Raw genomic sequence first — 22,277 nt, 5'->3', positions numbered from 1 at the left:
TTGTCTGTCGTGCGGATTCGCGCTCCCGGCTCTCTGCAGCCGCCCGCGGTCCGCCCCGGCACCGATCGCGGACGGCCGGGGCGCGAACCGGCGCCGCCGGCGCCGGGCGGCGCCGGCGGAGCGCGCGCGGCCGGGCGGGAACGGCCCTAGCGCAGGCCGAGGAACTCCCCGATCGCCGCGGCGAAGCCCGCCTCGTTGTCGATGTTGGGCAGGTGGTGCGAGCCCGGCACCACCGCGAGCCGGCCGCCCGGCGTCGCCTCCGCCATCGCCCGCATCACCTCGGGCGGCGCGCCGGCGTCGAACTCGCCGGTGACGTACAGCGTCGGCACGCGCATCCGGCCGAGGTCCTTGAAGTAGTCGAGGCCCTGGATCGCCCGCGCGCAGCCCTCGTAGCCCGCGACCGGGGTGCCGAGGATCATCGCCTCGACGCGCCGCACCGCCGCCGGGTCGGCCTCGCGGAAGGCCGGCCGCAGCCAGCGCTCGATGGTCGGCTGCAGCACGGCCTGCATGCCGCCCGCGCGCACCGTCGCGATGCGCTCGTCCCAGCTCGCGCGGAAGGGCTCCGGCGCGTCGGCGCGGCAGTCGCAGCAGACGAGGCGCTCCACCCGCTCGGGGTGCGCGAGGCAGAGGCCGATGCCGGTCATGCCGCCGAGCGAGAGGCCCATGAAGGCGGCACGCCGCACGCCGAAGCGGTCGAGCACCGCGAGCGCGTCCGCGACCAGCATCGGCAGGCTGTAGGGACCCTCCGGCGCCTCGCTCCGGCCGTGCCCGCGCCGGTCGTAGCGCAGCACGCGATAGCGGGCGGAAAGCAGCGGCACCTGCGCGTCCCACATCGTGTGGTCGGAGGCGAGGCTGTTGCAGAGCAGGATCGCGGGCGCGTCCTCCCGCCCGTCGGCGCGCGCGTAGAGCCGCGCGCCCTTCGCCTGCACCCAGGTCTCGGTCATCGGCGCTTCTCCTTCGGTCTGTCGTCTCGGCGCAGCGGCCGGGCCGCCGTGCGTCCTGGCCGCTCAGGCGCCCGGGATGCCGGTCGCGGCCTTCAGCCCCGCGGCGGCGATGCCGGCCAGCGCGCACTCCTCGTCGCGATCGGACGCGTCGCCGGAGATTCCGACCGCGCCCAGCACCTCGCCCTGCGCGTCGAGCACCAGCACGCCGCCCGGCACCGGCATCATGCGCCCCTCGCTGACCGGGCCGAGGGCGGTGATGAAGGCCGGCGTCTTCGTCGCCCGCTCGAACAGCTCGCGCGAGCCGCAGCCCATGCCGAGCGCGCCGTAGGCCTTCGCGGTCGCGATCTGCACGCGGAGGATGCCGGAGCGGTCCTCGCGCTGCGCGGCGACGAGGTGCCCGCCGGCGTCGAGCACGACCACGGTCAGCGGCGCGAGCTTCAGCGCCCGCCCCTTGGCGAGCGCGGCGGCGATGATCGTGTTGGCCTGGGCGAGGGTGAGGCTGGGCATGGCATCCTCCGGTCGCGCAAGGGTCGGATCGCGGGATGGTCAGCGGGCGGTGCGGCCCGGCCACCAGGACGGCAGCGCGGCGCCGTCGCGCCGGCCCCAGCCCGCGGCGGCCGCCTCGTCGTAGATCGCCAGCGTGCGGCGCACCAGCGGCAGGTCGGCCCCGCGCGCCTCGGCCTCCGCGAGCATGGTGCGCAGGTCCTTGCGGATCGAGTCGATGTCGAAGCTCGGCGGCTGCGGGTCCTCGCCGGACAGCGCCCTGGCGATGGCGGGGCCGCGCACCTTGAGCACGTTCGGCCCACCCGAGGTGTCGGCGAACAGCTCCATCAGCCAGGCCGGGTCATGGCCGAGATGGCGGCAGAGGGTCAGCGCCTCGCCCAGCGCCTGGTAGAAGACGAGGAGCGGCAGGTTGATCGCGAGCTTCATGCTGGCGCCCGCGCCCACCGGCCCGACATGCTCGACGCGCCGGCACATCTGCTCGAGCAGCGGCCGCGCCCGGGCGACGTCCGCCGCCTCGCCGCCGGCGAGGCCGAGCAGCTTGCCCTGCCGCGCCGGCCCGGTGGTGCCGCCGACCGGGCACTCGACGAAGGCGCCGCCGCGGGCGCGCACGCGCCCGGCCAGCGCGACCTCGGTCTCCGGCCGCACGGTGCTCATCTCGATCACCAGCCTGCCGGAGAGATCGGCGGCGAGCAGCCCCTCCGCGCCGCCATAGACGGACTCGATGGCCGCGGCGTCGGTCAGGATGGTGATGATCGCCTCCGCCCGTCCGGCCAGCGCCGCCGGCGTCGGCGCCACCGCCGCGCCGGCCTCCGCGAGCGGGCGCGCCTTCTCCGGCGTGCGGTTCCAGACGGTGAGCTCGTGGCCGAGCTCGAGCAGCCGCGCGCCGATCGCGCTGCCCATGCGGCCGAGACCGGCGATGCCGATGCGTGCCATGCCCTGCGTTCCCCCCGACCTTGCTCCCGTCTCGGTAGCACGATCCCGGCCGCTGCCAAGGCCCCCCGTGCGCGGTTCACGGCGCGCGCGCGCCGCGCCACACTCGCGCAAGAAGGACGCGGAGGAGAGAACGCGATGAAGGGCGTGGTGGGCGTGATCGGGCTCGGCATCATGGGCGGGGCGATGGCGCGCAACCTGCGGGCGGCGGGCTGGCGCGTGCTGGGCTTCGACATCGCACCCGAGCGCCGCGCCGAGCTGGCCGCCGCGGGCGTGGAGACCGCCGCCGACGCGGTCGCCCTCGCGCGCGAGGCGCCGGTCCTCATCACCAGCCTCCCCAGCGGCGAGGCGCTGGCCGCGACCGTGGCGGCGCTCTCCGGCGCCGGCCTGCCGCGGCGCGTGGTGGTGGAGACCAGCACCCTCGCGCTCGCGGACAAGCTGGCGGCGGAGCGCGCGCTCGCCGCCGCCGGGCACGTCGCGCTCGACTGCCCGCTCAGCGGCACCGGCGCGCAGGCGCAGGCGCGCGACCTGGTGATCTACGCCAGCGGCGACGCGGCGACGATCGCGGCGCTGCGGCCCCTGTTCCTCGACTTCGGGCGCGAGGTGCACGACCTCGGCGCCTACGGCAACGGCAGCAAGATGAAGTTCGTCGCCAACCTGCTGGTGGCGATCCACAACGTCGCCTCGGCCGAGGCGATGGTGCTCGGCATGAAGGCGGGGCTCGACCCGCGCCGGCTCGTCGCGCTGATCGGCTCCGGCGCCGCCACCTCGCGGGTGTTCGAGCTGCGCGCGCCGCTGATGGCGGAGGGGCGCTACGAGCCGCCGACCATGCGCGTCTCCACCTGGCAGAAGGACATGGCGGTGATCGGCGCCTTCGCGGCCGAGCTGGGCTGCCCGGTGCCCCTGTTCAGCGCCACCCAGCCGGTCTACGCCGCGGCGATGGCGCAGGGCCTCGGGCCGCAGGACACGGCGGCGGTGTGCGCGGTGCTGGAGCGCCTGGCCGGGGTGGCGCGCGACGCGCCGTCGCATCAGGAAAGCTGATCCGGCGCAGTAGCACAGATCATTCGGCGCTCGCGCGCGGCGCGGCTACCGTTCGGCCAAAGCCTTGGGAGGGACGTCCGCCGTGAACGAGATCGCGCCGCCGCTCCGCATGCCCGAGCCCGAGATCCGCGACGGCATGCGCATCCTCTGGGACGTGCCGATCCGCATGGACGACGGGCTGGTGCTGCGCGCCGACGTGTTCCTGCCGGTCCCGGAGGGCCGCTACCCCGTCATCCTCAGCTATGGCCCCTATGCCAAGGGCCTCGCCTTCCAGGACGGCTACCCGAGCGCCTGGAAGCGGATGGCCGAGCAGCACCCCGACGTCACCGCCGGCTCCTCCAACAAGTACCAGAGCTGGGAGGTGGTGGACCCGGAGAAGTGGGTGCCGCACGACTATGCCGTGGTGCGCGTGGACAGCCGCGGCTGCGGCCGCTCGCCCGGCTACATCGACCACTTCTCGCCGCGCGAGACCAAGGATTTCTACGACTGCATCGAATGGGCCGGGGTCCAGCCCTGGTCCAACGGCAAGGTCGGGCTGAACGGCATCTCCTACTACGCCATCAACCAGTGGCATGTCGCCTCGCTGCAGCCGCCGCACCTCGCCGCGATGTGCATCTGGGAGGGCGCGGCCGACTGGTACCGCGACATGACGCATCACGGCGGCATCGTCTGCACCTTCTGGGAGCACTGGTACGACATGCAGGTGAAGACGGTGCAGTACGGCTGCGGCGAGCGCGGCGGGCGCAGCCGGGTCACCGGCCGGCTCGTCTGCGGCGACGAGCTGCTGAGCGAGGAGCAGCTCGCCGCCAACCGCTGCGACCTCGGCCGCGAGATCCTCGCCCACCCGCTGGACGACGAGTACCACAAGGCACGCTCGCCGCGCTGGGACAAGGTGACGGTGCCGTTCCTGTCCGCCGCCAACTGGGGCGGCCAGGGCCTGCACCCGCGCGGCAACTTCGAGGGCTTCCTGCGCGCCGCCTCGAAGCAGAAGTGGCTCGAGGTGCACGGCATCGAGCACTGGACCCACTTCTACACGGACTACGGGCGCGGCCTGCAGCTCCGCTTCTTCGACCATTTCCTGAAGGGGCTGGACAACGGCTGGGACCGCCAGCCCCGCGTGCTGCTGCAGGTGCGCCACCCCGGGGAGCGCTTCGTCGCGCGCGCCGAGGAGGACTGGCCGATCCCCCGCACCCGCTGGACGCGGCTCTATCTCGGCCTCGCCGACGGCACGCTCTCGCCCGAGGAGCCGGCCGGGGAGGCGGCCGTCAGCTTCGCGGCGACGGGCGACGGCCTCACCTTCCTCACCCCGCCGCTCGAGCGCGAGACCGAGATCACCGGGCCGGTGGCGGCGAAGCTCTTCGTCTCCTCCTCCACCGCCGACGCCGACCTGTTCCTGGTGCTGCGCGTCTTCGCGCCGGACCTCAAGGAGGTGGTGTTCCAGGGCGCCATCGACCCGCACACCCCGGTCGGCCAGGGCTGGCTGCGCGCCTCGCACCGCAAGCTCGATCCGTCGCTGAGCACGCCCTGGCGCCCCTACCACGCGCACGACGAGAAGCAGCCGCTGACGCCGGGCGAGGTGTACGAGCTCGACATCGAGATCTGGCCGACCTGCATCGTCGTCCCGCAGGGCTACCGCATCGGGCTCTCGGTGCGGGGGCGGGACTACGTCTATCCAGGCGGCAGCGGCGGCCGCCTCTCCAACTTCAAGAACGAGCTGACCGGCTGCGGCCCCTTCCTGCACGACGACCCGCGCGACCGGCCGCCGGAGCTGTTCGCCGGCACGACGACGCTGCATGCCGGGCCGGGCCGCCGCCCGTTCGTGCTGCTGCCCGTCGTGCCGGAGAAGGGGGCCGCGGCCGCACGCTGACCGGCGGCGCGTGCCGGGCCAGGATCGCTAAGCTGCCGTGCCGGGCGGCTGGCCGGCCGGCGCAGGGAGACATCGGGAGGAGGATCGGTCCATGACAGAGATCGCACGCAGGACGCTGCTGCGGGGCTTCGCCGCCACGGCCGCGGCCGGCACGCTGGCCGCGCCCGCGGTGCACGCGCAGCCCGCCGCGGTGCGGATCGGCTTCCTGACGGTCAAGACCGGGCCGCTCGCCTCGGGCGGCATCCAGATGGAGCAGGGGCTGCTGCTCTACCTGAAGGAGCGCGACATGCGCCTCGCCGGCCGGCCGGTCGAGCTGTTCACCGCCGACACCGGCGGCGTCCCCGCCCAGGCCCGCACCAAGACGCAGGAGCTCGCGGAGCGCAACCGCGTCCACTGCATCATCGGGCCGCTCGCCGCCTTCGAGGCGCTGGCGATCGACGACTACATCCGCCAGGTCGGCCTGCCGACGCTCTCGGTCGCCGCGGCCGAGGACATGACGCAGCGCAACCCCAATCCCTGGTTCGTCCGCGCCACCTCCACCTCCGCCCAGTGCGCCCACCCGATGGCGGACTACGCGGCGAAGGAGCTGCGCTGGCGGCGCGCGGCGGTGATCGCCGACGACATCGCCTACGGCCACGAGATGCTGGCGGGGTTCCAGCGGGTGTTCGAGGACAACGGCGGGCGGATCGTGCAGAAGCTGTGGCCGCCGCTCGCCGTGCCGGACTACGGCACCTACATCTCGCAGTTCAAGGCGAACCTCGACGGCATCTTCATGGGCTTCGCCGGCTCCAACGGCTTCCGCTTCGTCCGCCAGTTCCACGAGTACGGCCTGGGCGGCCGCATCCCGCTGACCGGCGGCATGACGGCGGTGGACGAATCGCTGCTGCAGAACATGGGCAACGAGGCGCTCGGCATCATCTCCGCCTGCTGGTACTCGGCCGAGCTCGACAACCCGGTGAACCGCCGCTTCGTCGAGATGATGCGGCGCGAGCACCGCGTGGACCCCGGCTTCTACGCCGCCGCCACCTACACCAACGGCGCGGTGCTGGAGGCCGCGCTGCGCGCCGTGGACGGGCGCGTCGAGGACAAGCAGGCCTTCATGAACGCGTTGCGCACCAATCGCGTCGAGGAGACCTGCCGCGGCCCGGTGCGCTTCGACCAGTACGGCAACGTCGTCGGCAACGTCTATATCCGCAGGGTCGAACGCAAGGGCGGGCGGCTGGTCAACACGGTGATCAAGACCTATGCGGACGTCAGCCAGTTCTGGACCTACGACCCGCAGGAGTTCCTGCGCAACCCGGTCTATTCGCGCAACTGGCCGCCGGCGCGCCACCTCGAGAACTGACCGCCGCCGTCCCGCACCGGGCGCGCCCGGTGCGGGGCGCGGGCTACGCCGCGTCGAGGAAGTCCACCACCGCGATGTCGCGCATCAGCACGGAAGGCTCGCGCACCGTCTCGTCGGCCGGCCGGCCGGCGGCGGCGATGCAGCGGCCGAGCTCGCGCGCGCGCTCGATCACGCGCCGGTTGCGCGGCAGGCGCGCGGCCTCGAAGCGGGCGAGCGCCGCCGGCACGTCGCCGCCGGCGGCATCCAGCGCCGCGGCCAGCGCCTCGGCGTCCTCCGCGGCCTTCGTCACGCCGGCGCCGACATGCGGCCGCGCGACGAAGGCGGCGTCGCCGATCAGCGCGACGCGGCCGAGCGCCATGCGCGGCGACTCGAGGTCGTAGATCGGCTGCAGGAAGGGCTGCGGCGTCAGCCGCACCAGGGTGGCGAATTGCGGCGCCAGCAGCCGCTCCGCCGCCTCCCGCATCGCCGCCACGGTCGCGCGCGCGATCAGGGGCGGGGGGATCGAGCCCTCGTGCTGCCGGCCGGTCTCGTCGGTCAGCAGCGCCGGCAGCTCGCTCGCCTCGTCGGCCGGGCGATACCAGACCGTGTTGTAGCGGCGGTGGCCCGGCCGCAGGTCGTTGTCCGGCCCGGCGACCGGATAGCCCACCATCTGCTCGCCCGGCGGCAGGCAGAAGCACATACCCTCGAAGAGGTCGGCGTGCACGGCCGGCGGCAGCGCCGCCTCCGCGATCAGGCCGCGCCAGCCGACATAGCCGGCGTAGCGCGGCTGCGCCTCCGGCAGCAGCAGGCCGCGCACGGTGGAGCGGATGCCGTCGGCGCCGACCAGCAGCGCCGCCTCCACCGTCTCGCCGTTGATCCGCGCCCGCACCCGGTCGGCGTCCTGCGCGACCTCCTCGACCGCCTGGCCGGCGTGGTAGCGCGCGTCCGGGAAGGCGTCGCGCAGCAGGCGGAACAGCCGGTCCCAGGCGGTGAAGACCTGCGGGCACTCGCGCTCGCCCAGCAGCCGGCCGTCGCGGCCGAAGACCCGGCGGATGCGCACCGCCACGCCGAGATCGCGCGTCGGGTCGAGGCCGCAGGCCTCGAGCGCCCGCCACAGCGCCGGGTGGGTCACGATCCCGGCGCCGCGGCTGGTCAGGGGCGCCTCCACCCGCTCGAACACCTGCACGTCCCAGCCCCGCCGCAGCAGCAGGTGCGCCGCGATCAGCCCGGCCATGGAGCCGCCGGCGATGAGGGCGCGTCGCGGGGAGGGAAGGGGCATCTCTCGGGCTCCGTCATCGCCGATCATGCGCCGTGGCGGTGGCGCGTCAAGCCGCGCCGCGGCCCGCTTGACGCCCCCGCAGGCCGGGCCGACTCTGCGTCGGCGAGGACGACGCGGAGAGCGACGCATGGACATCCGGGTGAGCAAGCGCGCCATCTACGAGGCGGCGGAGAAGCTCAGCAACTGGGGCCGCTGGGGGCCCGACGACCAGCTCGGCACGCTCAACTTCGTCACCCCCGAGGACATCGTGGCGGCGGCGCGGCTGATCCGCCGCGGCAAGGTGTTCGCGATGGGCATGCCGCTCGACAGCAACGGCCCGCAGCGCGGCCTGTTCGGCGGCCGCTGGAACCCGATCCACACCATGCTCGCCACCGGCACCGACGCGGTGGCCGGGCGGTTCGACAACACCACCAAGCTCCTCTACGCCGACGACGCGATCAACATGCCCATCCAGTCGGCGACGCACTGGGACTCGCTCGGCCACATCTTCCTCGACGACAAGGCCTATGGCGGGCGCGACGCGCGCCGCGTGGACGGCGGCGGGTGCCACGTGCTCGGCATCGAGCACACCAGGGACCGGATGGTCGGCCGCGGCGTGCTGCTCGACGTCGCGCGCTTCAAGGGCGTGGACTGGCTGCCCGACGGCTACGGCATCCCGAACGCGGAGCTCGACGCCTGCGCCAAGGCGCAGGGGGTCGAGATCCGCCGCGGCGACTTCGTCATCATCCGCACCGGCCAGATGGAGCGCTGCAAGGCGGAGGGCGACTGGGGCCTCTACGCCGGCGGCCCCGCGCCGGGCGTCAAGTTCGAGAACTGCTACTGGTGCGCCGAGAAGGAGATCGCCGCCATCTGCTCCGACACCTGGGGCGTGGAGGTGAGGCCGAACGAGACCGACGAGGTGTCGCAGCCCTGGCATTGGGTGGTGATCCCGGCCATGGGCCTGACCATGGGCGAGATGTTCGTGCTCGACGAGCTCGCGCGCGACTGCGCCGCGGACGGCGTGTACGAGTTCTTCTTCTGCGGCCCGCCGCTCGTCATCACCGGCGGCACCGGCTCGCCGATCAACCCGCTGGCGATCAAGTAGCGGCGGGGGCGGGGGCTGCGACGGCGTCCCACACCCGGTTCAGCCGCGCCGTCTCCTCCTCGAGCACCGCGAGGAAGGCGGCGGCGGCGGCGGACAGCGCGCGCCGCGCCGGCTCGATCAGCACGAGGTCGAGCGCGAGCGGCGGCGCGGCGAGCGGGCTCACCGTGAACTGCCGCCGCGCCGGCGCGCCCGCCTCGGAGGCCATCATGATCCCCGGCAGGATCGTCACCCAGCCCGTGCTCGCCACCAGGTCGAGCGTGCCGAGCATGGCGTCCAGCTCCGCCAGCCGCTCCACCGGCACGTCGTTCGAGGTGAGGTAGGTCTCGATGGTCTGCCGCCGCGTGTTGCGCGGGCCCGGCACCACCAGGCGCAGCGGCCCGAGGTCGCGCAGCCGCACGCCGCCGAGATGCGGCAGGCCGGAATCGAGGCGCGAGACCAGCACCTCCGGCGTGCTCAGGAAGGGGCGCACGCGCAGGCCCGGGGCGCCGCCGAAGGCGGGCACGATCGCGAAGTCGAGCTCGCCGGCGCGGACCTGCGGCGTCAGCACCGCGCTGTAGGCCTCCACCACCCGCACCGCGACGTTCGGCTGGCGCTCCATGAAGCGCGCCAGCGACGGCGCGAGCGCGCAGCGCGTCATGGTCGGCATCAGGCCGACGCGCACCTCGCCCTCGAGGCCGCCCGCATGGGCGCGCACGGCGCGCGCCGCCTCCTCCTGCGCGCGCAGCAGCGCCACGGCGCGGCGATAGAGGTCGTCGCCCGCAGGGGTGGGCACCACCGCCCCGGCGCCGCGCAGGAACAGGCGCGCGCCGAAGCGGTCCTCGAGCTTGCGGATGTGCTGGGAGACGCCGGACTGGGTGGCGTTCTCGCGCGCCGCGGCGGCGGTGAAGGAGCGCTCCTCGTAGGCGGCGACGAAGAGGCGGAGTTCGCGGAAGCTCTCGGGCACGGCGGGAAGGTAGAGTCGCGCCCGGCCGAACCCAAGGGGCTGCCCGCGCCGCCCCCGCCGCGCCCCCGCGCGGGACGCGCGCGCCACGTCGGGCGGCCGGTCCGGGGCCGCGATGCGCGGCGAGGCGGCGCGACCGGCTTGACGCACCGGCCGGCGCCCGCGCAGCCTCGCCTCCGAACAGACGAGGGAGGAACGCAATGTCCGGGCTCCTCACGGGGCGCCGCGCCGCGGTCGTGGGCGGGCTGGCGGCGCTGGCCGTCCGGCGCGCGGGGGCCGGCAGCGCGCTGGCGCAGCCCGCGCCGGCGCCGCAGGCGGGCCCCTGGCAGCGCCTCGCGCCGTTCCCGGAACCCTCCGAGGAGCTGATCGGCGCCGCGGCGAACGGCCGGCTCTACGTCTTCTGCGGCCTCGCCCCCGGCTGGCGGCCGCAGGGCCTGGTGTACGAGTACGATCCCGCCGCCGACGCCTGGACCCGCAGGCGGCCGATGCCGGTGCCGACGCACCACGTGGCCTTCGCGGTGCTGAACGACCGCATCTACGCGTTCGGCGGCTTCACCCATCCGGGCGAGGGCCGCCCGCCCTCCTGGGTGCCGACCGATGCCGCCTGGGAGTACGACCCGCGCGGCGACACCTGGCGCGCCCTGGCGCCGATGCCCTCGCGCCGCGGCGCGGCGGCGGCCGCGGCGGTGAACGGCAGGCTCTACGTGGTGGGGGGCGCCGGTCTCGCCCCCGGCTCCGCGGAGCCCGGCCTGCGGCCCGACCGGCCGCACCGCGCCCTCTCCACCGTCGAGGAATACGACCCGGAAGCGAACGCCTGGCGTCCGCGCAGCCCGATGCCGACGCCGCGCAACCACCACGCGGCGGCGGCGGTCGGCGGGCGGATCTACGCCATCGGCGGCCGGCTCGGCGGCGCCTTCATCACGGTCGCGAGCAACACCGACGTGGTGGAGGAATACGACCCCGCCTCCGACTCCTGGGGCGCGGCGCGCGCGCGCATGCCGACGCCGCGCAGCGCCTTCGCCGCGGGCGTGCATGGCGGGCGCATCCTCGTCGCCGGCGGCGAGGTCCAGGACGCCCGCCTGATGGCGACCTTCCGCGCCGTCGAGGCCTACGAGCCCGCCGCCAACCGCTGGCACGTGCTGCCCTCCATGCCCGTGCCGCGCCACGGCCTGGCCGGCGCGGTGCTGGGCGACCGGCTCCACCTCGTCAGCGGCGACGTGCAGTCCGCCGGCACCGGCGTCTCCGTGCACACCGCCGCGCACGACGCGCTCCGCCTCGACATGGTGGCGCGGTGAGCGGCGACGCCCTCCGCGTCCCCGGCGCGGCGCTCCGCCGCTTCATCGCCGGCGTCCTCGCCGCCGCCGGCGTGCCGGAGGAGGACGCGGGGATCGTCGCCGGTCTGATGGCGGAGGCCGACCTGATCGGCGCCGACGGCCACGGCGTCTTCCGCCTGCCGCAATACGTCCGCCGCATCCGCGCCGGCGGCATCAACCTCCGCCCCCGCATCCGCATCGTCGCGGAGCGGCCGGCGAGCGCGCTGGTGGACGGCGACAACGGCCTCGGCCACCTCGCCGTGCGCGTCGCGGCGCAGACCGCGATCGCCAAGGCGCGCAGCCAGGGCGTGGCGTGGTGCGGCGTGCGCAACGGCAACCATGCCGGTCCCGCCTCGCTCTACGCGCGCATGGCGCTCGCGCACGACATGATCGGCCTCTACCTCGCGGTCGGCAGCGCCAACCACCTGCCGCCCTGGGGCGGGCTCGAGCTGCTGCTCTCGACCAACCCGATCGCGGTCGCCGTGCCGGCGGGCGAGGAGCCGCCGGTGGTGCTCGACATGGCCACCACCGTCGCCGCCTACGGCAAGGTGAAGACCAGGGCGCAGCGCGGCGAGCCGATGCCCGAAGGGTGGATGGTGGACCGCGAGGGCCGCCCGCTGACCGACCCGAGGCGCGCCGCGGAGGGCCTGCTGCTGCCGATCGGCGGCTACAAGGGCTACGGGCTGGCGCTGGTCTTCGGCCTGCTCGCCGGCACGCTGAACGGCGCCGCGATGGGCCGCGAGGTGGTGGACTTCAACGCCGACGACACCACCCCCACCAACACCGGGCAGGCGATCCTCGCCATCGACATCGCCGCCTTCGGCGAGGTGGCGGCGTTCAAGCGCCGGGTGGATGCGCTGGTGCGCGACATCCGCGGCTCGGCGCGTCTTCCCGGCGTCGAGCGCATCTGGCTCCCCGGCGAGCAGAGCCACCTGCGCCGCGAGGAGCGCGCGGCGCGGGGCGTCCCCATCCCGCCGCCGCTGCGCGCGGAGCTCGACCGGCTCGCCGACGCGCTCGGCGCGCCGCGCCTCGGCGGCATCAGTGGCGCTGATGCCGCGCCACAGATCAGATGATTACCGGCGCTTCCGCGCCGTGATTACAGTCGTCCCGCAACGCGGCGCCGGAGACCGGCGCCCGCACCGGGAGGATACGCCATGACGATCACGAAGCGAAGCCTGCTGGCGGCGGCCGCGGGCCTTGCCGCCCTGCCCCGCGCGGCGCGGGCGCAGGGCCAGCCGCCTGGGGAACGTTTCCCCTCGCGCCCCATCCGCGTCATCGTGCCCTACGCGCCCGGCGGCGCGACCGACATCGTCGCGCGCCTGCTCGGCGAGGAGATGCGCCGCCAGCTCGGCCAGCCGCTCGTGGTCGAGAACCGCCCGGGCGCCGCCGGCATCATCGCGATCGAGGCGATGGCGCGCTCCCGCCCCGACGGCCACACGGTGATGATCGGCAACGTCACCACCAACGCCATCACGCCGGTGCTCTTCCGGCAGCGCATGCCGCTCGACTACGCGAAGGAGGTGGTCGCCGTCGGGCGGCTCGCGGACCTGCCGGCCTTCGTGCTCGCCACCGCGACCAATTTCGCCCCGCGCACGCTGGAAGAATTCGTCGCCTACGCGCGGGCCAATCCGGGCAAGGTGAACTACTGCAGCGCCGGCGTCGGCAGCTACCCGCAGTTCGATGCGGTGCTGTTCGCGCGCCGCGCCGGCATCGAGATGGTGCACGTGCCCATGCCGGGCGGCGCCGGCCCGATCATCACCGAGATGCTGAGCGGCAACATCCAGTTCTGCATGCTGAACGTCGCCACCGCGGCGGGGCACGTCCGCGACGGGCGCATCCGGGCGCTGGCCGCGATCTCCGACGCCCGCCTGCCCGAATTCCCCGACATCCCCACGCTCGCCGAGGCCGGCTACCCGGGCATCGGCACCATCGCCTGGCAGGGCATGTTCGCCCCGGCCGCCACCCCGCGCGAGGCGCTGGAGGCGCTGCACCGCGCCGCGACGGAGGCGCTGCGCGCGGAGCCGGTGCTGGACGCCTTCCGCCGCCAGGGGATCCGCGCGGTGCCGAACGCCTCGGTGGACGACGCGCGGGCCTGGTTCGAGGGCGAGCTTGCCAACTGGCGGCGGATCGTCGAGGAGGCGAAGATCGAGGTGAACAACTGACGGCGGGCAGGCGCCCGCCTGCCGCGCCGGAGGGGGCCGCCGGCCGAGTCCGGCGGCCTAGAGTCCGAGCAGCCGCGCCGCGTTGCCGCCCACCACCTGGGCGCGCTCCTCCGGCGTCAGGCCGAGCTCCTCCACGATCTCGAGCGGCCGCTCGAGTCCCATGTCGAAGCAGTAGTCGCTGCCGATGGTCACGCGGTCGAGGCCGACGAAGCGGGCCACCCAGCGCATGATCTCGGCGGAGTGCGAGAGCGTGTCGTAGGCGAAGCGGCGCTTGTAGGCGCTCGGCGGCCGCGGCAGGTGGCGCGCCTCCTTGCGCACGCGGTGGCCGTGGTCGAGCCGGCCGAACAGCACCGGCAGCGCGCCGCCGGCGTGCACCAGGTGCACCTCGAGCCTCGGGCAGCGGTCGAGCACGCCGCCGAAGATCAGGTGCGCCGCCGCCACCGCGCTCTCGAACGGGTTGCCGAGCAGGTTGGAGAGGTAGTAGGGGGCGAGCCGCGGCCCGCCGAGCGTCTGGCAGGGGTGCAGGAACAGGTTCAGCCCCGCCGCCTCGATCGCCTCGAACACCGGCATGAGGCGCGGGGCGGAGAGGTCGGTGCCGGCGATGTGCGTGCCCATGTACACGCCGCGCATCCCGGGCAGCGCGCGGGCGCGCTCGAGCTCGCGCAGGCTGCGGTCGGTGTCCTGCAGCGGCAGGGTGATGAAGCCGAAGAAGCGGTCCGGGTATTGCTGGTGCGCCGCGCTCGCCGCGTCGTTGTAGGCGCGGCTCAGGCGCTCGCCGAACGCCGGCGAGGCCCAGTACACCATCGGCGTGGTCAGGGAGAGCACCTGCACGTCCACGCCGGCCGCGTCCATCTCGGCGATGCGCGGCGCGAGGTCGGTGAACCTGGCGGGCAGCGGGCCGTTGCGCATGCCGCCGGCGACGACGGTGAAGCCCTCCGGCCCGCGCAGGCAGTCCGCGCCCTCGGCGCGGCCGTCGGGCGAGGCGAGCAGGTCGAGGAACTCCTGCGGGAAGTAGTGCGCGTGCGGGTCTATCACCCGCGGGCGCGCCGCGCCGCCTCCGCCGCCGCCGGCGGCGCGCGGCACGGCGCGGCGGTGCGGGAAGCCGGGCGGGCAGCAGCCGCAGCCGAACGCGGTCATCCTGGAAACCCTCCTGCCTGCCCGATCACTCGGCCACCGCGCCGACGCGGCGGACCAGCGCGCCCCACTTCTCCTCCTCGCGGCGGATCAGGTCGGCGAACTCCGCCGGCGACCGGCTCGCCACCGCCTCGGTGCCGGAGGCCGCGAAGCGCTGGCGGACCTCCGGCTTCGCCACGACCTCGACGATCACCGCGTGCAGGCGGCGGACGATCTCGGGCGGCGTGCCGGCCGGCGCGAGCAGGCCCTGCCAGGAGCCGCTGTCGAAGTCCGGGAACCCGCTCTCCACCATCGTCGGCACCTCCGGCAGCGCGGCGACGCGCCGGGTGCCGGTGACGGCGAGCGCGCGCACGCGCCCCGCCTGCACCTGCCCGATGATCGAGGACAGCGTGGTGAACAGGCAGTGGATGTCGCCCGCGGCGATCGCGACCGCCGCCGGGCCGGCGCCGCCCGCGTAGGGCACGTGCACCATGTCGAGCTCGGCGGCCTCGCGCAGCTTCTCCATCTCCAGCCGGTTGAAGCTGCCCGAACCCGGGGAGCCGTAGTTGAGCTGGCCGGGCCGCGCGCGCGCGTACTCGACGAACTCGCGCACGGTCCGCACCGGCAGCGACGGATGCACGACCAGGGCGTCCGGCGTGTCCGCCACCAGCGAGATCGGCGCGAAGTCCTGCTGCGGCCGGACGCGGATCGTGCGCGCGAAGACGGCGGGGTTCACCGCCAGCGTGCCGACGTTGCCGAGGTAGAGGGTGTAGCCGTCCGGCGCCGCGCGGGCGGCGGCCTCCATGCCGATGTTGCCGGCCGCGCCGGCGCGGTTCTCGACCACGACCGGCTGGCCGAGCGCCTCGGCCATCGGCTGCTGCAGGATGCGCGCCGCGACGTCGGAGGCGCCGCCCGGCGCGAAGGGCACGATGACGCGGATCGGCCGCGCGGGATAGCCCGCGGCCGTCTGTGCGCGGGCCGCCGGCGGCGCCGCGGCGATGGCGATGGTGCCGGCGAGCAGTGTCCGCCGGCCGATGGCGATGCGCATGGTGTCCGTTCCCCTCCCCCGAATCCGAGCATCCCGCGGTCAGGCCGCCCGTGCCGCCTCCGCCGGGTCCTCGCTCTCGATCGGCAGCCGCACCGGCCGCTTCAGCTTCGCGGAGAGGTCGAGCGCCTTGGTCAGCATCAGCCGGTCGTGCCCGTCCTCCGCGGTGGCGTGCTGCGTCGGCACGCCGAGCGAGACGCGGTCGAGCCAGGCCACCGTCTCCTCCCGCATCGGCCCGCGCAGCTCGCCGAGCGCCATGTCGCCGGGCGGGTAGCTGCCGAGGAAGTCCACCAGGCGCTGCCTGTCCGGCGCGTAGCCCTCCGACTGCGGTCGGCTCACCGCCAGCACGATGTCGCGGTGGGTGTCGTCTATGGTCAGCACCCCCTCGGTGCCGTTGATCCCCACCTCCAGGCTGTACACCGCGCCCGGCCAGGTCACCGGCAGCGCCCAGGAGATGTTGAGGTGGTAGATCGCGCCGTCGTCGAAGGCGATCAGGCCGGCGGTGGCGTCGATCCCCTTCCACTCCGGCCCCAGCACCTTGTCCACCGAGCGCGCGTAGCACTCCACCGGCCGCTTGCCCTCCATCATCCACATGACGATGTCGAGGGCGTGGGTGCCGGAGATGACCATGGGCGAGATGGTCTCCGGCTTGTCGGTCCGCTTGTAGTTGTCGATCGCCACCAGCCGGTTCATGAAGGCGCGCGACGTCACCAGGGTGACGTCGCCGAGCGCGCCGCTGCGCACCTTCTCCTTCGCCGCCAGCCAGCGGCGGCGGAAGCGCTGGGTGTAGCCGATCACCGCGTCCACCCCGGCCCGGCGGATCGCCGCGAGCACGCGCGCGGAGTCGCGGAGGTCGGTGGCCAGGGGCTTCTCGATCAGCAGCGGCAGGCCGCGCTCCACGGCGGCCAGCACCGGCCCGACGTGCAGGTGCTCGTCGGTGGCGACGATCACCGCGTTGACCTCCGGCCGCGCGATCAGCTCGCGGAAGTCGGTGGTGACGAAGTCGGCGCCGATCCTCTCCCCGACCTCGCGGCCGCGCTCCGGCTTCAGCTCGGCGAGGCCGATCCACTCCACCATCGGGTGCCGCGCGGCGACGCCGCCGCGGAACAGGCCGACACGCCCGGCGCCGACGATGGCGAGGCCGATCTTCTTGCGCTGCTTCGGTCGGATCACAGCACGCCCTCCGTCAGGGTGAGGCTCAGGCGCTCGGCCTGGGGGTTGCGCGGGATCGGCAGCGCCACCGGCTCCCCGCGCTCGATCGAGAGGTCGGCGGCGGTGTAGACCTCCATCGCCAGCAGCGCCTCCTCGGGCTTCACCAGGGGCGCGCGCCCGCGCACCACGTCCTCGACGAAGGCGGCGGTCTCGCCCGCCATGGGGCCGGCGAAGACGTGGCCCGCCGACTCGCCCGGCATGGTGGAGATCGGGAACACCGCGCCCGGCTGGCTCATGCGCATCAGGGTCACGTCGCGGTGGGTGTCGTCCACCATCAGCGCGCCCTCGGAGCCGACGAACTCGATCCAGGTGGAGGAGAAGTTCGGGTAGCCGGGCGGCAGGATCCAGCCGGCGCCGATCGTGACCACCACGCCGTTGTCCATGGTGATCATGATCCAGTTGCAGTCCGCGGCGCCGTTCTTCGGCGCCATCACGCGCTTCACCTCCTGCGCATAGACCTTCACGGGCTTCGCCGGCGCCAGGCACCACAGCACGAAGTCGATGTCGTGCGTCGCCTCCATCGCCGCCGGCGAGAGCTTCACCCGGCCGCTGATCTTGTTGCCGAGGCCGCGCGTGATGTGGCGGCTGATCAGCACGCTCACCGGCTCGCCGAGCGTCCCCTCGGCGACGGTCTTCTTCACGTAGGCGTATTTCGGGTTGAAGCGCTGCGAGTAGCCGATGGTGAAGAACACGCCCTGCCGGCGCGCCAGCGCCACCAGCTCGTCCGCCTCCTCGAGCGTCAGGGCGATCGGCTTCTCGAGGAAGACGTGGCGGCCGGATTCGAGGAACGCCTTGGCCATCGGGTAGTGCGTCTGCTCCGGCGTGGCGCAGACATAGACCGCCTCGATGCCCGGGATCTCCAGCAGCTCGCGCCATCTCGTGGTCGCGGTCGCCGCCCCGGTCGCCGCCGCCACCTCGCGCAGCCGCTCCTCGCGCGTCTCGGCGATGTGCAGGCGCTCCACCAGCGGGTGCCTGGCCAGCGCCTCCGCGCGGATGCCTCCGCACCAGCCGGTGCCGACCACGGCCGCCTCGATTCGCCGCATGTCTCCTCCCCTCGCAAACCGGGCGCGACGTAAGCGCCGCCCCGGCCTCCGGTCAATGCCGCGCCGCCGACGTCACCGCCCGGCGAGGAATTCCCCGATCGCGGCATGGAAGCCCGCCGTGTCCTGCAGCTGCGGCACGTGCGCGAGGCCGGGAAGCTCGCGCAGCCGCGCATCCGGCAGCAGCGCCGCCAGCTCCCGCGCCATCGGGGGCGGCGTCGCCTCGTCCTCGCTGCCGACCAGAACGAGCGTGGGCGCCGTGATCGCGCCCACCTCGGCGCGCAGGTCGAGGTCGGCGAGCGCCTCGCAGGCGGCGACGAAGACCGCGGGGTCGGTGGCGAGGAAGCGCGCGCGGCGCTCGGCCGCCAGCGCAGGGTGGGCCGCCTGGAATTCCGGCGGGAACAGCCGGCGCATCGCCGTCTCCGCGATCGCCGCCAGCCCCTGCGTCCGCGCCGCCGCGGCCATGCCGCGGAAGGCCGCGCGGCCCGGCTCCGGGAAGGCGGCGCCGGTGCCGGCGAGCACGAGGCGGCGCACCAGCGCGGGGTGGCGCAGCGCCAGCGTCAGGGCGACGAAGCTGCCGTAGCCGTTGCCGAACAGGATCGCCGGTCCTCCGCCGGCCTCCGCCACCGCTTCCGCCAGGCGGTCGGCGACGGCCGGAAGCCCTCCGGCGACGGCCTCGGATCCGCCGAAGCCGGGCAGGTCCGGCAGCACCACCCGATGCGCCGGCGCGAGCCGCTGCGCGAGCGGCGCACAGCTCCCGGCATCCGCGAGCAGCGAATGGAACAGCCAGATGACGGGGCCGTCTCCCGTCACCTCGGCGCGCACGCGGCCGGCGGCAAGGCGGTGTTCGGGCATGGCGGTTCCTCCCCTGCAGTGCGCGCGGCACCCGGGCGCGCTCCTATCACCGGCGGCGCGCGCCGTCAGCATGGCTTGACCCCGTCCGCATCCGGCGGGGAGCATGACGCATCCAGGAGGACAGGCATGACCGTTCCGTTCGCCGGCCGGCGCGAGGACCAGAGGCTGCTGACGGGCACCGGGCGCTTCACCGCGGACTGGACCCTGCCGGGCCAGTTGCACGCCGCCTTCCTGCGCTCCGAGCATGCGCATGCCGAGATCCTCGGCCTCGACGCCTCCGCCGCGCTGGCCGCGCCGGGCGTCGTGGCGGTGCTGACCGGCGCCGATACCCTGGCCGCGGGCTTCCACCGGACCCAGGCCCTGCTGCCCTACACGGGGCGCGGGGGGGAGGCGCTGAAGGCGCCGCCGCGCCCTGCGCTCGCCGCGGGGCGCGTGCGTTACGTGGGCGAGCCGGTGGCGCTGGTGGTCGCCGAGACCGCGGCCCAGGCGCGGGACGCGGCCGAGCGGATCGCGGTGGACTACCGCCCGCTGCCCGCCGCCGCGACGCCGGAGGCCGCCCTCGCCCCCGGCGCGCCGCAGATCCACGCCGAGGTGCCGGGCAATCTCTGCTTCGACTACGAGTACGGCGACGCCGCCGCGGCCGACGCCGCCTTCGCGCGGGCGGCGCATGTGGTGCGGCTCGAGCTCGAGAGCGCGCGCGTGGTCGGCAATCCGATGGAGCCGAAGGCGGCGCTCGCCGCCTGGGACGGCGAGACGCTCGACCTCTGGACCGGCACCCAGGGCATGGTCGCGCTGCGCGACAGCCTGGCCTCGCTGACCGGCCTGCCGCCGGAGCGGATCCGCGTCCGCGCGCAGGACGTCGGCGGCGGCTTCGGCATCCGCGGCCCGGCCTACCCCGAGCACGCCGCGCTGGCGCTGGCCGCGAAGCGCCTCGGGCGCCCCGTGAAGTGGGTGGCGAGCCGCAGCGAGACCTTCCTCTCCGACTACCACGGCCGCGCGCTGCGCATGACCGCCGAGCTGGCGCTGGACGCGGAGGGCCGCTTCCTCGCGATCCGCCACGCCTGGCTGTGCGACCAGGGCGCCTATCCGGTGGCGACGGGGCCGCTGATCAACACGCTGAACCCGGCCATGATGTGCACGGGCTGCTACCGCATCCCGGTCGTCTATGGCCGCCACCGCCTCGCGGTGACGAACACCGTGCCGGTCACCGCCTACCGCGGCGCCGGGCGGCCCGACATGGCCTACGTGATCGAGCGCCTGGTGGACGAGGCGGCGCGGCAGACCGGCAGGGACCGGCTCGCGCTGCGCCGGCTGAACCTCATCCCCCGCGACGCCTTCCCCTACCGCGTGCCGTCCGGTGCCGCCGAGTACGACAGCGGCGACTACGCCGCGCTGCTCGACGCCGCGGCGGAGGCCGCCGACTGGGCGGGCTTCGAGGCGCGCCGGGCGGAGGCCGCGGCGCGCGGCAGGCTGCGCGGCATCGGCTGCGCGCTGTTCGTCGAGCCCTCCGGCGGCGTCGTGCCGCGCGACGAGATCGCCCTCGCCTTCACGCCCGAGGGCGGGATCGTCATCCACAGCGTCATCGGCCCCTCCGGCCAGGGGCACGAGACGGTGATGCCGGAGATCGTCGCCCGCGCGCTCGGCGTCCCGCCCGAAAGCGTCACGCTGCGCACCGGCGACCCCGAGGGGCCGCCGCTGTTCGGCGGCGGCGCCTTCGCCTCGCGCTCGATGCTCTCGCATGGCGCGGCGGGCCTGGTCGCGGCGCGGGAGGCGGTGCGCAAGGGTCGCGCCCTCGCCGCGGAGGCGCTGGAGACGGCGGAGGCGGACATCGAATTCGCCGCCGGCGAATACCGCATCGCCGGCACCGACCGCCGCATCGGCCTGCTGGAGCTGGCGCGGCGCCACGCCGGGCCGGGGCCGAACCCGCTCGACACCACCGCGGCGCTGCCGGCGACCCGCGCCTTCCCCTCCGGCGCCCATGTCGCGGAGGTGGAGGTGGACCCCGACACCGGAGAGGTCGCGCTGCTGCGCTACGTCGCCGTGGACGATTGCGGCGTGGTGCTGAACCCGACGCTGCTCGCGGGGCAGATCCTGGGCGGCATGGTCCAGGGCCTGGGGCAGGCGTTCGGCGAGCTCTGCGCCTACGATCCGGAGAGCGGCCAGCTCCTGACCGGCAGCTTCCTGGACTACGCCATGCCCCGCGCCGACCTGCTGCGCGAGGTGGTGCTGCGCGAACGCTGCGTCCCCTCGCCGAACAACCCGCTCGGGGTGAAGGGCGCGGGCGAGGCGGGCACCACCGGCGCGCTGCCCGCCGCGATGAATGCGGTGCTCGATGCGCTGCGCCCGGCGGGGGTGCGGCATCTCGACATGCCGGCCTCGCCCGCGCGCGTCTGGGCGGCGCTCCGGGAGCGGGTCGCGGACGGCCGGGAACGGCCGGGAGCGTGAATCCGCTCGCCGGACAACGCGCCGGAGCCGTTGCCGCGCGCACCGCCGGGCGGCAACGGCTCCGGGCGGCCCGGGGCGGGGCCTGACCCGGGCCGCGCCGTCCGGCTACAGGCCGAGCAGCCGCTGCGCGTTCCCGCCGCAGATCGCGGCGCGGGTCGCGGCGTCGAAGCCCTCGACCGAGCAGACGTGGCCGATCGGGTCGGACTCCGCCATGTCGTACGGATAGTCCGTCCCCATCACGATGCGGTCCGCGCCGAACACGCGCACGAGGTGGTCGAGCTGGTGCGGCGTGAAGACGATCGAGTCGAACCACACCTGGCGCAGGTAGTGGGTCGGCGGCTTCGGCAGGCTGCCGCGCGCGTCGCTGCGCGCGCCCCAGGCGTGATCGATGCGCCCGGAATAGGCCGGCAGGTAGCCGCCGCCGTGCACCGCCAGGATCTTGAGCCCCGGGTGCCTCTCCAGCACGCCGTCGAAGATCAGGTAGTGCAGCGCCACCGCCGTGTCCAGCGGGTTGCCGATGACGTTGTTGAAGTAGAAGCGGCGGAAGCGCTCGCCCTCGGTGAAGCCGTTGGGATGCAGCATCACCAGCGCGCCGAGCCGCTCCGCGGCCGCCCAGAACGGCGCGAAGGCGGGGTCGGACAGCTCCCGCCCCGCGACGTTGGTGAGGATCTGCACGCCCTTGAAGCCGAGCGGCCCCATGCAGCGCTCGAGCTCGCGCACCGCCTCCGCCGGCTCCTGCATCGGCACGGTGCCGAGGCCGACGAAGCGGTCCGGCCGCCGCGCGACGAAGGCGGCGATCCCGTCGTTCACCATGCGGATCGCCGGCACCGCATGCTCGGGCCGCAGCGTGAAGTAGCACTGCGGCGGCGGCGGCGCGACGACCTGGAGGTCTATGCCCGCCGCGTCCAGGTCGCGCAGGCGCGGCGCGATCGCCGTCATCACCTCGCGCCGGTCCGCATCCTGCTTGCGGTTCAGCGCCTGGGTCTCGGGCGTGGCGAAATGCGCGAGCGGGATGGTCGAGAGGTCGAGGTGCGGCGCCGCGAACGCGGCCGCCTCCGGCACCAGCACATGGGAGTGGATGTCTATGGTGACGGAGGCGGGCCGCGTCTCGCGCCCGGGCCGGCCGTGGGCGCGCGCCGCCGTCGGGCCGTAGTGGTTGGTCGGTTCGCTCATGTCCGG

At 74.8% G+C, this 22,277-nt stretch carries 19 protein-coding genes; 8 read left to right on the top strand and 11 right to left on the bottom strand.

Annotated elements, in window-relative coordinates; genetic code table 11:
- Window positions 1-146 precede the first annotated feature (146 nt).
- The 3 genes from K1J50_RS00600 to K1J50_RS00590 form a co-directional block, all read right to left on the bottom strand.
- Entirely contained in the window at window positions 147-944 is a 798-nt protein-coding gene (locus K1J50_RS00600; protein WP_220115490.1) for an alpha/beta fold hydrolase, read from the bottom strand.
- A 63-nt stretch (window positions 945-1,007) separates the two neighbouring features.
- Entirely contained in the window at window positions 1,008-1,451 is a 444-nt protein-coding gene (locus tag K1J50_RS00595) for a GlcG/HbpS family heme-binding protein (protein WP_220115489.1), read from the bottom strand.
- A gap of 39 nt (window positions 1,452-1,490) precedes the next feature.
- A complete protein-coding gene (locus K1J50_RS00590; RefSeq protein WP_220115488.1) occupies window positions 1,491-2,381 on the bottom strand; it encodes an NAD(P)-dependent oxidoreductase in 891 nt (296 codons plus the stop codon).
- On the opposite strand from K1J50_RS00590, the gene K1J50_RS00585 reads away from it, so the two are divergent.
- From K1J50_RS00585 to K1J50_RS00575, 3 genes are all read left to right on the top strand, one after another.
- On the top strand, window positions 2,307-3,419 hold the full coding sequence (locus tag K1J50_RS00585) for an NAD(P)-dependent oxidoreductase (protein ID WP_408869354.1): 1,113 nt from the start codon (window positions 2,307-2,309) through the stop codon (window positions 3,417-3,419). The two genes, K1J50_RS00590 and K1J50_RS00585, sit on opposite strands and share 75 nt — an antisense overlap.
- 82 nt (window positions 3,420-3,501) lie before the next feature.
- Window positions 3,502-5,286 (top strand): CocE/NonD family hydrolase, encoded by a 1,785-nt coding sequence (locus tag K1J50_RS00580; protein WP_220115486.1) that lies wholly within the window; start codon window positions 3,502-3,504, stop codon window positions 5,284-5,286.
- A gap of 91 nt (window positions 5,287-5,377) precedes the next feature.
- Window positions 5,378-6,631 (top strand): ABC transporter substrate-binding protein, encoded by a 1,254-nt coding sequence (locus K1J50_RS00575; RefSeq protein ID WP_220115485.1) that lies wholly within the window; start codon window positions 5,378-5,380, stop codon window positions 6,629-6,631.
- A 43-nt stretch (window positions 6,632-6,674) separates the two neighbouring features.
- Here the strand turns inward: K1J50_RS00575 and K1J50_RS00570 are convergent, their stop codons facing one another.
- Window positions 6,675-7,889, bottom strand: a complete 1,215-nt coding sequence (locus K1J50_RS00570) for an FAD binding domain-containing protein (protein WP_220115484.1) — start codon at window positions 7,887-7,889, stop codon at window positions 6,675-6,677.
- 127 nt (window positions 7,890-8,016) lie between these two features.
- On the opposite strand from K1J50_RS00570, the gene K1J50_RS00565 reads away from it, so the two are divergent.
- On the top strand, window positions 8,017-8,973 hold the full coding sequence (locus K1J50_RS00565) for a cyclase family protein (protein WP_220115483.1): 957 nt from the start codon (window positions 8,017-8,019) through the stop codon (window positions 8,971-8,973).
- On the opposite strand, the gene K1J50_RS00560 is transcribed toward K1J50_RS00565, so the two are convergent.
- The gene (locus tag K1J50_RS00560) at window positions 8,966-9,916 is read right to left on the bottom strand and encodes a LysR family transcriptional regulator (RefSeq protein WP_220115482.1); all 951 of its coding nucleotides are present in this window, start codon (window positions 9,914-9,916) and stop codon (window positions 8,966-8,968) included. The genes K1J50_RS00565 and K1J50_RS00560 overlap by 8 nt on opposite strands.
- Window positions 9,917-10,113: 197 nt before the next feature.
- On the opposite strand from K1J50_RS00560, the gene K1J50_RS00555 reads away from it, so the two are divergent.
- From K1J50_RS00555 to K1J50_RS00545, 3 genes are all read left to right on the top strand, one after another.
- Window positions 10,114-11,208, top strand: a complete 1,095-nt coding sequence (locus K1J50_RS00555) for a Kelch repeat-containing protein (protein ID WP_220115481.1) — start codon at window positions 10,114-10,116, stop codon at window positions 11,206-11,208.
- A complete protein-coding gene (locus K1J50_RS00550) occupies window positions 11,205-12,299 on the top strand; it encodes an Ldh family oxidoreductase (protein ID WP_220115480.1) in 1,095 nt (364 codons plus the stop codon). Before K1J50_RS00555 ends, K1J50_RS00550 begins: the two co-directional genes overlap by 4 nt.
- A gap of 81 nt (window positions 12,300-12,380) precedes the next feature.
- Window positions 12,381-13,388, top strand: coding sequence for a Bug family tripartite tricarboxylate transporter substrate binding protein (locus K1J50_RS00545; protein ID WP_220115479.1), 1,008 nt, complete (start codon window positions 12,381-12,383; stop codon window positions 13,386-13,388).
- A 57-nt stretch (window positions 13,389-13,445) separates the two neighbouring features.
- Here K1J50_RS00545 and K1J50_RS00540 read toward each other — a convergent pair whose 3' ends face one another.
- The 5 genes from K1J50_RS00540 to K1J50_RS00520 form a co-directional block, all read right to left on the bottom strand.
- A complete protein-coding gene (locus K1J50_RS00540; RefSeq protein WP_220115478.1) occupies window positions 13,446-14,525 on the bottom strand; it encodes an amidohydrolase family protein in 1,080 nt (359 codons plus the stop codon).
- A gap of 25 nt (window positions 14,526-14,550) precedes the next feature.
- The gene (locus tag K1J50_RS00535; RefSeq protein ID WP_255574766.1) at window positions 14,551-15,549 is read right to left on the bottom strand and encodes a Bug family tripartite tricarboxylate transporter substrate binding protein; all 999 of its coding nucleotides are present in this window, start codon (window positions 15,547-15,549) and stop codon (window positions 14,551-14,553) included.
- Between the two features lie 39 nt (window positions 15,550-15,588).
- On the bottom strand, window positions 15,589-16,719 hold the full coding sequence (locus K1J50_RS19460) for a Gfo/Idh/MocA family protein (RefSeq protein ID WP_220115477.1): 1,131 nt from the start codon (window positions 16,717-16,719) through the stop codon (window positions 15,589-15,591).
- The gene (locus tag K1J50_RS00525) at window positions 16,716-17,801 is read right to left on the bottom strand and encodes a Gfo/Idh/MocA family protein (protein ID WP_220115476.1); all 1,086 of its coding nucleotides are present in this window, start codon (window positions 17,799-17,801) and stop codon (window positions 16,716-16,718) included. The genes K1J50_RS19460 and K1J50_RS00525 overlap by 4 nt, the downstream gene beginning before the upstream one ends.
- Window positions 17,802-17,873: 72 nt before the next feature.
- A complete protein-coding gene (locus K1J50_RS00520) occupies window positions 17,874-18,653 on the bottom strand; it encodes an alpha/beta fold hydrolase (protein WP_220115475.1) in 780 nt (259 codons plus the stop codon).
- 126 nt (window positions 18,654-18,779) lie between these two features.
- Here K1J50_RS00520 and K1J50_RS00515 point away from each other — a divergent pair, with 126 nt between their 5' ends.
- A complete protein-coding gene (locus K1J50_RS00515; RefSeq protein WP_220115474.1) occupies window positions 18,780-21,098 on the top strand; it encodes a xanthine dehydrogenase family protein molybdopterin-binding subunit in 2,319 nt (772 codons plus the stop codon).
- Between the two features lie 105 nt (window positions 21,099-21,203).
- Here the strand turns inward: K1J50_RS00515 and K1J50_RS00510 are convergent, their stop codons facing one another.
- Window positions 21,204-22,271 carry an amidohydrolase family protein gene (locus K1J50_RS00510; protein ID WP_220115473.1) on the bottom strand — a complete coding sequence of 356 codons (1,068 nt, stop codon included), beginning with the start codon at window positions 22,269-22,271 and terminating at the stop codon, window positions 21,204-21,206.
- Between the last annotated feature and the right edge of the window lie 6 nt (window positions 22,272-22,277).

The organism is Caldovatus aquaticus (genome assembly GCF_019458025.1).
GTDB lineage: Bacteria > Pseudomonadota > Alphaproteobacteria > Acetobacterales > Acetobacteraceae > Caldovatus > Caldovatus aquaticus.
This window is presented reverse-complemented; position numbering and strand designations above follow the sequence as displayed.